The following is a 14032-nucleotide window of genomic DNA, read 5'->3' on the forward strand; positions in this document are numbered from 1 at the left end:
TTTGAAAGTTCTACTGGTTGAAGATTGTACGAGCGTTGCTGAAGTTATTTATGACTACTTTGAATGCACTGATATTGAACTTGACCATGCTGCAACAGGTAACTTGGGTTTAGCTCTGTCGCAGTCAGGAAACTTTGACTGTATTGTGCTTGATATCATGCTACCAGGCATTGACGGCATTAGTTTATGCCAACAACTTAGAGCTGAAGGAAACAATACACCCATTATTATGCTCACGGCTCGCGATACCAATAATGATATGTTGCTTGGGCTGAGAACAGGGGCTGATGATTATATTGTTAAACCTTTTAATTTAGAGTTATTAGAAGCGCGGATCCATAGCCTTGTTCGCCGCAATTCAGGGAGTGGCTTTGTTGATAAGTTAATCTGTGGCCCCATAACGTTAGACGTAAATACTCATCAAGTGTGGCGTGAAAACAAGGAAATTAAACTAACACCCATTTGCTTTAAAATTTTGTGTGTTTTAGTTAAAAAAGCACCCCACTTGGTGTCGCGTCAACAAATAGAAGATGTGTTATGGCCCGACGACCTACCCGACCAAGATATACTGCGTAAACATGTTTATCAGCTTCGTACAAAGGTGGATAAGCCTTTCAAAGAAAATATTATAGAAACGGTACCTAAACTAGGTTACCGGATGAGCATAAACAATGACCAATGCTAAGCCCCTAAGCCATAAAATTATAAAAGTGTACTTACTGGGTGCACTTGTCTTACTTGCTTTCTATGGCGTTATTTTATCTCTCACTATTTTATATGCTGAGAATCAAAATAGTATGCGGCGATTAGCATTAATTGCGCCACATCATTTTCAGCTATTTAGTAAAGGGATGCAGGGAGAAATTCAAATAGACCCCATGCTAAAAATTTATGACCACCATGATATTCTACCGGATGCAATAAAATATAGATTAGATAAACAATGGCAAGGCAGTATAACGTTTCAGTTTGAAGATGACAGTGAGTTCAGCGTTTTTGCTCAGCAAGCTATGACTGATGATGGGCTCGCGATTGTTTATGCTATAGAAGATATAGACGCTACAGAGTGGGATGATACAGAATTTGCAATTTTTCAAATTGTGGTATCCAGCCTTGGGTTTTTTATCGCGGTTATTGCCGCTATCTTTATTATAAAAATGGCAAGGCGCATTAGCACTCCTTTGTCGATTTTGGCAGATAAATTAGAGCAAAACGAAAAGCGGCAATATGCTGAACTATTTATTGAAGGCGAGCTATCGCTCGAGCTAAAGCAGATGCTAGCCAGTGTTAATAGCTACCGTGCCAGAATCCAAGACGCATTGACTAGAGAGCAAGCTTTTACACGTTATGTCAGCCACGAATTAAGAACGCCTATGACTGTTATTCGCGGCAGTACGAGTGTATTGAGGAAGTTAGACGATGACAAAGTTCAAAAGCAAGTGAACCGAATTGAAAATGCCGTTATTGAAATGGAGCAGTTGGTTCATACTTTTTTACTTATGGCCAGAAATGAAGACGATGTGCAGAGCCGCGTAGATGTTTCTGAAAACGTTATGGAGAACATAATAAGTGATTACAGATTAACAGTTTTAGCCAACCAAGTTAGCTTTCATTACGCGCTTCAATGCGACTTTACTCTTAATGCTCAGCCTTTATTATTTGCAGCAGTAGTAAAGAACTTACTTAATAATGCTATTAATTGTACCGTTAACGGCAAGGTCGATTTATTTATTTCACCACAAAGAATAGATGTTATTGATAATGGTGTTGGCCTCGATGCAAAGCCCCGTGGGTATGAAGGTTTTGGTATTGGGCTTAATATTGTTAGAGATATTTGTGAAAAGTATCAGTGGCAATTTCTTATTGAAAATAACGCCGGTGGAGGATGCACTGCTTCTGTCGTTTTTGAGAATACATAGTCCGTTTTATTAAAGCTCGATTAGCAAAGCGCATAGCAACGATTTTGCTCTATCGCAGATTATAAAGACGTCAATGCTAGCGTAATATTTTCGCAAAATGTAATGGGGTTTACAGTGTTTGGGAGTGATAAATAAAAAAGCGCAAGAGTATTCATTCTCGCGCTTTTCTTTAAGCTAGCTTAGTGCAGTAATTACATATCAAAGCGGTCGGTGTTCATCACCTTTACCCATGCTTTAACAAAGTCTTTTACAAATCGGTCTTTGTTATCGTCTTGGGCGTAAAACTCCGCAAGCGCTCTAAGAATAGAGTTAGACCCAAACACTAAATCAACACGCGTTGCCGTCCATTTAACATTGTTTGTGCTGCGTTCAACAATATTAAAGGTGCTTTTACCAGTTGGTTCCCAGCGGTTGTTCATATCCGTTAGGTTAACAAAAAAGTCGTTTGTCAAAGTACCTACCTTATCTGTGAATACACCATGCTGACTACCACTGTGGTTAGTGTCTAATACGCGCATGCCACCCATTAACACCGTGACTTCAGGCGCGGTTAACCCCATTAATTGGCTGCGCTCTAACAGTAGCTCCTCTGGTGATAACGCATAATCTTGTTTTAACCAGTTTCTAAAACCATCATGGATTGGTTCAAGCACATCGAACGACTCTGCATCGGTCATGTCGTCGGTTGCATCACCTCGCCCTGGTGAAAATGGGACGGTAATATCAACGCCAGCGGCTCTTGCAGCTTGTTCAACAGCAGCATTACCAGCAAGAACAATTAAGTCAGCTAAGCTAACAGACTTGCTTAAACCAGCTTGTACTTTCTCAAGCGCAGCTAATACGTTTGCCAAACGGTCAGGTTCATTACCTTGCCAACTATTTTGTGGGGCTAAACGAATACGTGCGCCATTTGCGCCACCGCGGTGATCTGAGCTACGGTAAGTGCGGGCACTATCCCATGCAGTACTGATCAGGTCATTCGCTGCAATGCCACAATTTAGTAATTTACCTTTGAGCTCTGCTATTTCAGCATCCGATAATGTGTAATCGACGCTTGGGATCGGATCTTGCCAAATCAGATCTTCATTCGGTACATCTGCACCTAAATAACGTGCTTTAGGGCCCAAGTCACGGTGAGTGAGTTTAAACCAAGCGCGAGCGAATACGTCGCTAAAGTATTCAAAATCATTATAAAAACGCTCAATGATTTTACGGTATTCAGGGTCCATTTTCATTGCCATATCGGCATCGGTCATAATCGGGTTTAAACGAATTGACGGGTCTTCTACATCAACGGGTTTATCTTCTTCTTTAATATTTACAGGCTCCCACTGGTGCGCACCTGCTGGGCTTTTAGTGAGCTGCCATTCGTGGTTTAAAAGTAAATCACAGTAGCCATTATCCCACTTTGTTGGATGTGTGGTCCATGCACCTTCGATGCCTGAAGTCATGGTGTCACGGCCAATACCGCGTGATTTATGGTTATTCCAACCAAGGCCTTGCTCAAAAACATCGGCGGCTTCTGGCTCTGGGCCCATGTTTTCTCCATTGCCGTTGCCGTGTGTTTTACCGACAGTATGCCCCCCGACTGTTAGCGCCGCGGTTTCTTCGTCATTCATTGCCATACGGGCAAAGGTTTCACGTACTTGCTCAGCGGTTTTAAGTGGATCAGGCTTTCCATTGACCCCTTCCGGGTTAACGTAAATTAATCCCATTTGCACCGCTGCTAATGGATTATCCATGGTGCTAGGTTTTTCAACGTTGTCATAACGTTCATCACTTGGTGCCAGCCATTCTTTTTCAGCGCCCCAATACACGTCTTTTTCTGGGTGCCAAATATCCTCGCGGCCACCGGCAAAACCAAAGGTTTTTAAACCCATTGATTCATAAGCCATATTTCCGGCCAAAATAATTAAGTCTGCCCATGATAATTTATTGCCGTATTTTTTCTTAATAGGCCAAAGTAAACGCCTTGCTTTATCTAGGTTGGCGTTATCTGGCCATGAGTTTAAAGGCGCAAAACGTTGGTTTGCGGTACCACCGCCGCCACGCCCATCCGCTAAACGGTAAGAGCCTGCAGAGTGCCACGCCATGCGGATCATCAATCCACCATAATGCCCCCAGTCAGCAGGCCACCAATCTTGACTCGACGTCATGAGGTTTTTTAAGTCGGTTTTTACCGCTTCAAGGTCTAGTTTTTTAAATTCTTCAGCGTAGTTAAAATCATCGCCGTACGGGTTAGTTTTTGTATCGTGTTGGTGAAGAATGTCGAAGTTTAATGCGTTTGGCCACCAATCGGTGTTGGATTTAGACGTTTGTGTGTTGCTACCATGCATTATCGGGCATTTACCTATACTAGAATTACTCATTTTGGTCCCTACCTAAGAAAATAAAATTTGATTGGAAACTGTAACTGGCAGTTATTTAATAGATTCAATATAGCTGATTTGCACTGGAAAACTAGGTTGTAAGCAATGCTTTAAAACGATTGCAGGCATCTATTAATTGGATGTTATGGTTCACAAAACCCAGTTAAAGCGCACAACGACATATTGACTATATGATTATATTTTATAGATGATCCCTGACCCCTATTAGCTGGACATAGCAAAAGTGACATTTGAGATCATTCAATAAGAAAGCTGGAATGGCTTTATTATTTTCAGTTGCTTTGAAATGTGGCTTTTTTAATCAAGGTGTAATGGGGGTTTACAAAAAGCAGGTCAGGTACAGCAAGATGCAACCTAACGAAAATAGGCAACAACAAATGCCGAGGTTTAACCGTGTCGAAAAGTTGAAATACTGACTAACGACTATGCAACCTCACTCTTTTTTAGGCTTCATTATCTAGTCAGTATTTCATTAACGTGGGCATCATTAAAATAAATAACTAGTTATTTCGCCTTACTTAGCTGATAACAAACAACCCTGAGCAAACGCTCCAAGTAGACTATTCTGAACGGAAAACGGCCTAGTGAAAGCAAAGACATTCAGTAAGATAAGTTGAAAAATGGGCTTATAGATAAACATAGTGCGACTCAGTTTTATTGAAGAATATTTCTTTAATCCAGATCTATGTCTAATATTAAAATACCATCCGATCCTTAGAGTATTTTCATATGCCTTTTAGCTTGCTGCAGAGTGATGACAATAAAGTTGAGTTACCTGCATGGCTTGTTCTGATTGTTGATGATGAAGAAGATATACATACCATTACTAAAATGGCATTAAAACGATTTGAATTAGAAGGCCGAGGTCTCGAGTTTCTGAGTGCTTATAATTCTGAACAAGCCAAGCAAATCATAGAGGAACATGACGGTATCGCATTGGTTTTTCTAGATGTTGTAATGGAAACCGATGATGCAGGCTTAAGGCTTGCTAAGTGGTTGCGTGAGGAAAATAAAAACACGTTTACACGTATAGTGTTAAGAACAGGTCAACCGGGGCAAGCCCCTGAAGAAGAAGTCATTATGGATTATGATATTAATGACTATAAACAAAAAACAGAGCTAGATAGGAGCAAGTTATTTACCACGGTGGTGACGGCATTAAGAGCATATAGAGACTTAATTGAGATTGATAAAGCAAGAACTTACGAGCGATTTTATCGGGTAGGCTTGCAGCAAGTTATTGAGTCTACAACCGATCTTCTTGAGCAAAAAACATTAAAACACTTTTTCAATGGCTTATTAAAACAAGTTGTCTCTCTCATTCATGTGGATCAAAAAGGCGCATTGATTAAACCTGTTAGGGGCGCTGGCACTATTTGCTTTGCTGATGATTATGAAATTATTGCTGAATGTGGAAGCCTTTCACTCGAAAAGGGATTAGATGCGAAAGCGTTAGCGCTACTGGACAAAGCAAGAGCATTAAAGAGCAGTGTATTTGAAGGAGAGCATTACGTAGCTTACTTCCCGACAAAGAGTGAGCAAGAAAGTTTACTGTATCTTAAAGGAAAGCAAATAAAAGGGTTATCAGATGCAAATATTCAATTGCTCAATTTATTTTCAAATAGTATTGGTATTGCTTTTGATAACCTCTTATTAAATAGAGAAATAATACAAACACAAGAAGATTTAATTAATCGACTGGGTAATGCCGTCGAGTCGCGATCAAAAGAGTCAGGTAACCATATTAGAAGGATGTCTGAGTTTTGTTTTATTCTTGCGCAAGAACTTAAGCTGCCAGAAAGTAGTTGTGAAATACTAAAGCAAGCTACACCGATGCATGATGTTGGTAAAATCTCTATTCCAGATAGTGTGCTGTTAAAGCCAGGAAAATTAACAGAAGAGGAAATGGATATTATGAAACAACATGCTGATATGGGGTTTGATATACTTGCAGGTTCAGACAGACCTATTCTCAAAGCGGCGGCTATTATAGCGCAGCAACATCATGAAAAATATGATGGTTCAGGTTACCCAGTCGGGCTTAAAGGAGATGATATTCATATCTTTGCTCGAATCGTGGCTGTAGCGGATGTGTTTGATGCCTTGATTCATCGTCGTTGTTATAAGAAGCCTTGGCCGATCGAGAATATTTTAAAATTGCTTGAAGAAGAGCGAAGTAAGCACTTTGATCCAGATGTTGTTGAGGCACTATTAAGACGAATAGACGACATTTTAGCCATTAATGATCAGTTAACCGGCGAAGATGGTTTGTAATATGAAGAATCATGAATCACCCGATAAGCGCCATTTGAATGTGACTAAGGCGCTTTTACAAATATCTTCATTGGCATTGTCAAACTTGTCTTTACCTCAAATCTATGAACGAATCCATGAAGTCGTATCAGAAGTAATAACCGTAAGAAATATTGCTATTTTTCTTTACGATCAAGAGAGTAACTTAATTACTTTCGGTTACTTTGTTGATGAAAAGGATAGTAACGACATTGTTGGTTTACAAATGCCTCTTGGAGAAGGGTTGAGTAGTTACGTGATTGAAACGAACCTACCCTGGCATTTCACCAAAGAAGAACAGAAAGTTTTAGAACAGGAAAAGAAGATTTCGAAAGTGATAGGTTCTTTGAGTGAAAGCTGGATGGGAGCGCCGATCTCCGTAGATGATAGAGTTTTGGGTCTCATTATTATTCAAAGTTATTCAGTTGATGAGATATATGATGATGGTGATTTACAAGTGCTATCATTTGTTGCCGCAAATTTATCCATTGTTTTACAACAACGAAAATACCTTGAGCAACAAGAAATAGATAAAAAAGCGGTTGAAGCAAGCCTTGAAAAAATTCAACAGCAAAATATAGAGCTTGAGAATATGATGGACGAGCTTAAACAAACTCAGAACGAGTTAGTACAAAAAGAAAAAATGGCATCGCTAGGTAACTTGGTAGCAGGGATTGCTCATGAAATAAATACACCTATTGGTATCTGTGTAACAGGTATTACAAATCTACATTACGTCTATAAAAATTTAATGAAAAAAATGGAACAAAAGACAGCAACGAATACTCATTTAGAACAATTTTTAGAGGATGTTGAGGAAGCCTGTCATATTATAGAATCGAATACAAAGCGAGCAGCGCAGCTGATAAATAGCTTTAAAGAAATTGCCGTTGATCAGTCCTCTGAAACGTGCAGAGAAATTAATTTAAAAGCATATATTGATGAAATATTGCTTTCTATGCGCCCTATATTAAAAAAACTTCCCCATCATATTACTGTAAATTGCCCAGAATATATCGCTTTTACTACCGTGCCAGGCGCATTATCGCAAGTTATCACTAATTTAATTAATAATTCTATTTTGCATGGCTTGGAAAATACTAACCAGGGGACGATAACGATTGATCTTTCTAAATCAGCGCAAGCAATTGTTATTACTTACGAAGACAATGGTAAAGGGTTAACCCAAGAAGAACTGACGATGTTATTTGAGCCTTTTTATACCACAAAGAGAGGTTCAGGGGGCAGTGGTTTAGGTGCCCACTTAATCTATAATCTTATTACATCGACATTACAAGGCAACGTGAAAACGACGAGTGAAGTGAATCAAGGTTTACGTTATGAGATATCTCTTCCTTTAATTCTCAAACGGTGAATTGAAGCCCCCATACCTCAATTTCGTTGACGTTTTATTTTATTTGCGTTGGGCTAAACAGAATACTGTTTTCCTTTGCTCATAGAACACTTTTTATTAGCAGTTAAGATTCCACTTGCTTGGTATCTAGAAATCGATGGCTGGTTTACAATTGTCGTTTCAAAATTATAAGCGAGTTGCGCTTCCCTGTTGCAACCAATAAATGTCGGTTATCAGGTGTGAGAGTCAGTGATGATATCCCCTTTAATTTATGCTCACCAACATGATACAGAGACTCTTTCAAAGCCAGCTTTCCGTCTTCTTGTACATTAAACACATGCAAGCCAGTACCTAATTCACCTGCGGCATAAAGCATGTCACCCTTGTTTGATATGGCTAAACTGCTAGCCCCTTTTAAGCTATCATTTCCAATTTCAGCGTTAGTGATGGCCTTTATAAAACGATATTTTCCATTCGGTGCTTTTTGTAATACACCAATTGAATGACTGCCTGAGCATGCGGCATATAAGAACTGCCCATGTGGTGAGCTCACAATTTCTTGGGGATTGAGGCACTGAGTTACGTCATTTTCACTGTGTTCAATGACTTGTTTAATAGATAAGGCTCCATCAGTTTGTCTATCAAAAATAGTTAATTGATGGTTTTCATAACCAAGTACGAACAACGCATCATTTGATGGTGATAACGCAAGGCTTACAGGTTTACCTAAACTATCTGCATAGGGTTTTGCGTGTGTTATTTTTTGTTTAAATGCGACAGTATGATCTGCTTTTACATCAAAAATTGATATGGCATTGCTCATATAGCTTGCTACTAAAAGCTGCTTTTCATTTGCAGAGTGAATTACTTCCCACGCGCCAAGTAAGCCAAGAGTGTCTGGTGATTTTAAAACAGCATTATCTGCAAATACGTTTTTATAACTTAGGTCATCACTTAAAGTGTTGCGATAGGTAATGGTTGTATCAGTTTCATTAAATAGCGCTAATGCGCCATCATAAAACCCTGTCACGGCGACTTGCTGATGGATTGGTAAGTAAGTTAGCCCTGATGCGCCTTCTAAGCCTTTTAAGGTAGGGGGAGAGTTTTTAAATAGCTCACTAAAAGTAAGATTAAAATGCTTGTCAGCGTTGAAAACAGCCAATGCGTTATCATCGCCGCTGGAAATAAAGACTCTGGTATTATCTGCCTTTATTTTGATATCTCTGGGGTTAGCTAGTCCATCAACCCCGTTTATATTGTCGTTCAGTACTTGAATAAGGGTGAGGCTTTCAGCTGCCTTGACTGTTGAATCATTAAACAAGCTGGTTATGAGCAACAGAGAAAATATAGTTGCGCTTTTGGTTTGAAACATGGGCGTGGATACCTCAAAAAATACGTCGTTTTATACAACCGCTTTTTATGGTGCGGGTATTATCATGTAAACAGGGTATGTGCGTTACCTTAGCATCTCTTCTACCCACTCTAACACTAAGCGGATATCGCGCGTTTGAAATCGTTGCTTTTTAGGTACGTAGTAACAAAAGTCGGATGCTACAGCCTGTGTGCCATAGTGCTTAAGTAATTTAGTGTTTAATAGCCGTTTTACTAGGGTCGTTGAACAAAAGACCAGCCCGGAGCCTGCCATGGCCTCTTGAATGCAAAATAGCTCTTGGTCATAGGTTTTAACAATAAACAATGAGGGGCTTAAAGTGTTTTGAGCAAGCCATTGTGCAAGCGGTGGCTCAGTTAATGTGTTGTTTTTCCACTCAGTGGTATAAAGCGTTACGGGGCCGTTTAACCAAGGGTACGTTTGTACCGTATGTAAGCCAAACACATTAAATTGTTCTTTGGTTATCATGTCGTCAGGGGTCACGCATTTGTGTTCACCAAACCGTATGGGTAAAGTATGTGATTGCACTTCAACCAACTCACTGGTAGATATATCGACCTTGAGTGATGGCTGGCTAATTGATAACTCTTGCAATGCGGGTATTAATCGCAGTGCAGCGAGTGACGAAGTCGTTGTTATTTTTACTGATTTACCAGCCGTTTGAACTCTATCAAGTGCTTGTTCAATACGATTAAACCCTTCGCTTGTGGCCTCACTTAAATATTCACCTGTCGGAGTTAGGCTGATTTTTCTAACTTGGCGGTAGAATAAATCGATATTTAATCGGCTTTCAAGGTTATTTATATGGTGCGAAATGGCCGTTGGCGTAAGCGACAGTTCATCTGCGGCGGCTTTAAAACTCCCTAAGCGTGCCGCTGATTCAAAGGCTTTTAAAGCTTGTAGTGATACTTGCATTACGTATTTAGCTAAAATTATAAAATGACTATAGATGAGTATAACTTATTTATAGCTGAGGTTTACTCGTTTGTGAAAACTTCTTGTGAGTTGCATGATTAGCTTACTTTCACTACGAGGATAAACACATTATGACTACCGTACTGCACATAGATTCAAGTGTAAGAGCTGCTAAAAATGACAACCCAAGTCACGATTCAATCTCTAAAAACATTGCTAAACGCTTCATAAACACTCTTAAACAGCAACAGACTATAGATGAGTATATTTATCGTGATGTGGGTATAAACCCACCGCCTTTTATTACTCAGGATTGGATAGGTGCGGTGTTTACGCCAAACGATAAAAAGTCTGACGAACAGAGGCAATTATTAGCTTTATCCGATCAGTTAATTGCAGAAATAGCGGCTGCAGAGATCATTGTAATTTCATCACCTATGTATAATTACGGAATGCCAGCACAACTTAAAGCGTGGTTTGATCAGGTGATTCGCATTAACAAAACCTTTGATTTTGACTTGGCGCGCGGTGACTTTCCATTACAGCCTTTGTTTGCAGGTAAAACCCTCATTATAGTCACTTCAACGGGGGAATTTGGATTTGAGGTCGGTGGTGTTCGTGAACACATGAGCCATTTAGTGCCACATCTGCGCACATTAAGTAAGTATTTGGGTGCTAGTAAAGTTTTCGACGTTACTTCTCAGTACCAAGAATTTAACGACGAGCGTCATAAGCAATCTTTAATTAACGCTTACCGTCAAGCAACTGAACTTGCACTAAAGCTCTGTGAAAAGCGCTCTTAGATGTTTTATTAAAAACTGTAATGGGGGTTTACAGTGAAATTATTAGGGAGGTGGGGGAAAGCTTTATGGCAATGCAGACTAAGCATACTCTCACCCTTAATATGGGGTTTAGTTCGCTTCATTATCCCAACACATACTGATTTGAAGCTCCCCACAATACACGTTTAAGCATATTTTTTGTTTCATACTACAATTAGTTCATATCTAGATTACGATTAGTTGAGCGCGCACAAGTGGTGAATAAATGTTAACAAACAAAGAGTTTAGAATGGTTCAAGCTTTATTAAAAACGGCCATTGACTCCCAACGTCAAGAGCTGGAAAATTTCGAAAATGATAATCACCGAGATGCTGCAGAGAAAAAGCTCATCAGTTTGGTGTCTGCAAAAAACAAGTTAAGGCACCTAGCAGATAAAAACATCAAGAAAAGAAGTGAATTAGGCATGCCAAAACTGTTACTCGTCGATGATGCGCCATCGATGCTTGGCGTGGCATCTAAGCTTTTTTCAGAAGTTGGCTTTGAAAAAATTCAAACGGTTGAAAATGCCGATAAAGCACTTAAGTTATTATTGGCCGATGCCGCTTCTGGGGTGCCGTATGATATTGTGATCACTGATTGGGAGATGGAAGGTAAAACAGGGTTAGATTTACTGAAAATAATCAGAACGAGTGAGGCATTACTCGATACACATGTATTCATTTTAACCTCACACAGTGAGCAGCAAAATATTGTTAGTGCGATTGAGGCCGGTGTTACAGGGTACCTGCTTAAACCAATTAACTTCAAAATGTTAGAGAAAAAATTTAAGGAATACCTACCTGAAATTGAAACAAACTCTAATTAAGCGGTGTGAATGTGTAAGGTCCCCTGGCCTAATGAAAACGGTTAAGTCAGGCATTCTTGCTAATTCATGAACGCGACGAGCTAACCCAGCATGAGTTATAAACCGAGGTTACACGAAAGTTTTGTATCGGCTACTATTTTGAGTTAATAGGTTCTGTTGTCTGAGTGTGTTTTTAATATGTTATGGCACTGCTAAATCACGTAAACGCGCAACAGTTGCTTGATAAGTCGCACAATGCTCTGGATCAAGGTTTGAGATATAGCTGTGAATCAGATCTAGCTCTACCTTATTGCCTTTATTTTTAAGAGCAAACTCTTCAATTGCTGAGCAGCGGCGGTGATCGTCGTACATTAAGTCCAAGGTTGGTGTGAGTACGTTTAGACTTTGTGCATTGGCAAAATTAGCTACCCAACTCGCCCTGCCACTTCGCGTTGTATTATCTTTATTAATATTTAGGGATGCTAGCTTATCGAGCCATTTCTGCTCAAAACCATGCATTGTATAGTGTGCAATGTACTCCATATCAGGGCTACATACATCGACATTGTCTGTTTCCTCTATTCGCTGCCCACGGAGCAAAGTAATTTGCTCTAACCAGTGCTCGGTTGGCTTATGGGTTTCTACGCCACTGCTGCTTAAAATAGCCAGTCGTAGCGATGAGTAAACTCCTGCACAATTCCAACGAGTGCCTGTGCCCACTACGCGGGTGTGCCAGGTTACTGCTTTGTTTAAATCTTTTTCTACGACAAACTCCCCTGATTCATAGCTAGTTGCCAGTATGTTCATGCATCCTGCATGGCCATTTATTCCACACTCAGACCAGTAGCGATGTGCTAACCCTTTGTTTTGCAGTTGGTGAGCAGCGATATGGCCAGCGTTATATTGAAGGTTATTTAACTTGATGTCTGACAGTTCACTTAGTGTGTCTAAATCATCTAAAAAGTCTTGCACTTGCGATACATCAATAGGTTCGCCGTTAAAATGATGCTTTTTATTAATGAGTTCAGCTGCACTCAGTTGGGCATTCAAAATAATAGCGAAATTAACTGCGTCAAACTTCATTTCACGTGTTGCTGTCTCTAAGGTATTTATGTGTAGTTGTAACTCATTTATGTCTAACGTATTGAGAGGATCTGTACTGTAAAGTTGCGTTTGAATTGCTTTGTGAGCGTGATTTACATCGTCAAGTGTTACAGCAAAGCTGGGTAAGCTAAATGCTAATAAGCATAACGTGATACGTTTGACCTTTCTCATCGTCGATCCCTCTTGTTGTTATTTTTATTTCTCAAAAAGCTTTATTTACAATACAGTAAAGTGACGCTATTTACATATACACATGATAAATTTAGAGGAATAATTGAGGGTTACGAAATAAAAAGCACTTACTGGTCTTCAGCAAATGCTTGTCGATTATATCCCCAAGCCACTTGGGTATATATGCTAAATAGTTAGCGCTTTTGTGCAACGTAACCGCTAAAGCCTAAAGCTTTAAAATAGAGCTTACCTATACTAAAGCGAGTTTCGTCGAGCAGGTCGGCTAAGCGAATACGATCTAACGGGTAAAACTCATGCTCAAAATTATGTTTCATGCGCTCTACGCCAACCTCTGTTAAACCTAATTGTTGGCAAAGCGTAAATTGAGCATCGCGTTCAAAGGTGGTTTCAGGGCGCATTAAATCGGCTATGTATAAATTAGCGTGTGACTTTAGCTGTTTAGCGATGGCTTTAAACATGTCTTTCTTGTCGCCGTTATCAGCTAAAAAATGCATAACGAGTAAGCAAACTGCGGCATCAGCGGGATCGTTCAACTCATTTATACTGCCTGCATGCACTTTGACTCGCTCGCTAATCCCTAAATCTGAAAAGCGCTGCTGTCCTATATTGAGCATATCAATAGATACATCTTGTGCTGTAAAGCGCCATGTTGGGTTTATTGCAGCTAGTTGAGCAATGTCTTTGCCAGTACCCGAACCAATAACTAAAATATGTGCATTATCGACAAGTGTGGCGCTCAATTGCGTTGCAGTGCAACTGTGTAGCAGGTCATAACCTGGTACTAGGCGAACAATACGTGAATCATACTCAGTGGCTTCGTCTTGTGTGAATGATGGCAAAGTTTCAATCC

Annotated in this window: 11 protein-coding genes; 6 read left to right on the forward strand and 5 right to left on the reverse strand. The window is 39.9% G+C overall.

The window, feature by feature from the left end:
• Position 1: 1 nt before the first annotated feature.
• Together ATS75_RS05615 and ATS75_RS05620 are read left to right on the forward strand one after the other, a co-directional pair.
• On the forward strand, positions 2–685 hold the full coding sequence (locus tag ATS75_RS05615; RefSeq protein WP_058559446.1) for a response regulator transcription factor: 684 nt from the start codon (positions 2–4) through the stop codon (positions 683–685).
• The gene (locus ATS75_RS05620) at positions 672–1919 is read left to right on the forward strand and encodes a sensor histidine kinase (protein ID WP_058559447.1); all 1248 of its coding nucleotides are present in this window, start codon (positions 672–674) and stop codon (positions 1917–1919) included. The genes ATS75_RS05615 and ATS75_RS05620 overlap by 14 nt, the downstream gene beginning before the upstream one ends.
• 191 nt (positions 1920–2110) lie before the next feature.
• On the opposite strand, the gene katG is transcribed toward ATS75_RS05620, so the two are convergent.
• A complete protein-coding gene (gene katG / locus ATS75_RS05625) occupies positions 2111–4288 on the reverse strand; it encodes a catalase/peroxidase HPI (RefSeq protein WP_058559448.1) in 2178 nt (725 codons plus the stop codon).
• Between the two features lie 750 nt (positions 4289–5038).
• Here katG and ATS75_RS05630 point away from each other — a divergent pair.
• The gene (locus tag ATS75_RS05630) at positions 5039–6583 is read left to right on the forward strand and encodes a response regulator (RefSeq protein WP_058559449.1); all 1545 of its coding nucleotides are present in this window, start codon (positions 5039–5041) and stop codon (positions 6581–6583) included.
• Between the two features lies 1 nt (position 6584).
• Entirely contained in the window at positions 6585–7976 is a 1392-nt protein-coding gene (locus ATS75_RS05635) for a GAF domain-containing sensor histidine kinase (protein ID WP_058559450.1), read from the forward strand.
• Positions 7977–8121: 145 nt separating this feature from the next.
• On the opposite strand, the gene ATS75_RS05640 is transcribed toward ATS75_RS05635, so the two are convergent.
• Both ATS75_RS05640 and ATS75_RS05645 read right to left on the reverse strand, forming a co-directional pair.
• Positions 8122–9327, reverse strand: coding sequence for a beta-propeller fold lactonase family protein (locus tag ATS75_RS05640; protein ID WP_058559451.1), 1206 nt, complete (start codon positions 9325–9327; stop codon positions 8122–8124).
• An 84-nt stretch (positions 9328–9411) separates the two neighbouring features.
• Positions 9412–10260 (reverse strand): LysR family transcriptional regulator, encoded by an 849-nt coding sequence (locus ATS75_RS05645; RefSeq protein WP_058559452.1) that lies wholly within the window; start codon positions 10258–10260, stop codon positions 9412–9414.
• A 131-nt stretch (positions 10261–10391) separates the two neighbouring features.
• On the opposite strand from ATS75_RS05645, the gene ATS75_RS05650 reads away from it, so the two are divergent.
• Positions 10392–11063, forward strand: a complete 672-nt coding sequence (locus tag ATS75_RS05650; RefSeq protein ID WP_058559453.1) for an FMN-dependent NADH-azoreductase — start codon at positions 10392–10394, stop codon at positions 11061–11063.
• 244 nt (positions 11064–11307) lie between these two features.
• Entirely contained in the window at positions 11308–11907 is a 600-nt protein-coding gene (locus ATS75_RS05655) for a response regulator (protein ID WP_082665410.1), read from the forward strand.
• A 180-nt stretch (positions 11908–12087) separates the two neighbouring features.
• Here ATS75_RS05655 and ATS75_RS05660 read toward each other — a convergent pair whose 3' ends face one another.
• Both ATS75_RS05660 and ATS75_RS05665 read right to left on the reverse strand, forming a co-directional pair.
• On the reverse strand, positions 12088–13161 hold the full coding sequence (locus ATS75_RS05660; protein WP_058559455.1) for a hypothetical protein: 1074 nt from the start codon (positions 13159–13161) through the stop codon (positions 12088–12090).
• Positions 13162–13355: 194 nt separating this feature from the next.
• Positions 13356–14021 (reverse strand): class I SAM-dependent methyltransferase, encoded by a 666-nt coding sequence (locus tag ATS75_RS05665; RefSeq protein WP_058559456.1) that lies wholly within the window; start codon positions 14019–14021, stop codon positions 13356–13358.
• Positions 14022–14032 lie beyond the last annotated feature (11 nt).

The sequence above is a fragment of the Pseudoalteromonas sp. H105 genome (assembly GCF_001469215.1).
In the GTDB taxonomy this organism is placed as follows: Bacteria; Pseudomonadota; Gammaproteobacteria; order Enterobacterales; family Alteromonadaceae; genus Pseudoalteromonas.

Bases quoted from the DNA above. Each gene is read 5' to 3' on its own strand.
- ATS75_RS05620 (WP_058559447.1), top strand. From the start codon at position 672: ATGACCAATGCTAAGCCCCTAAGCCATAAAATTATAAAAGTGTACTTA.
- ATS75_RS05650 (WP_058559453.1), top strand. From the start codon at position 10,392: ATGACTACCGTACTGCACATAGATTCAAGTGTAAGAGCTGCTAAAAAT.
- ATS75_RS05640 (WP_058559451.1), bottom strand. From the start codon at position 9,327: ATGTTTCAAACCAAAAGCGCAACTATATTTTCTCTGTTGCTCATAACC.
- ATS75_RS05645 (WP_058559452.1), bottom strand. From the start codon at position 10,260: ATGCAAGTATCACTACAAGCTTTAAAAGCCTTTGAATCAGCGGCACGC.
- ATS75_RS05660 (WP_058559455.1), bottom strand. From the start codon at position 13,161: ATGAGAAAGGTCAAACGTATCACGTTATGCTTATTAGCATTTAGCTTA.
- ATS75_RS05655 (WP_082665410.1), top strand. From the start codon at position 11,308: ATGTTAACAAACAAAGAGTTTAGAATGGTTCAAGCTTTATTAAAAACG.
- ATS75_RS05630 (WP_058559449.1), top strand. From the start codon at position 5,039: ATGCCTTTTAGCTTGCTGCAGAGTGATGACAATAAAGTTGAGTTACCT.
- ATS75_RS05635 (WP_058559450.1), top strand. From the start codon at position 6,585: ATGAAGAATCATGAATCACCCGATAAGCGCCATTTGAATGTGACTAAG.
- katG (WP_058559448.1), bottom strand. From the start codon at position 4,288: ATGAGTAATTCTAGTATAGGTAAATGCCCGATAATGCATGGTAGCAAC.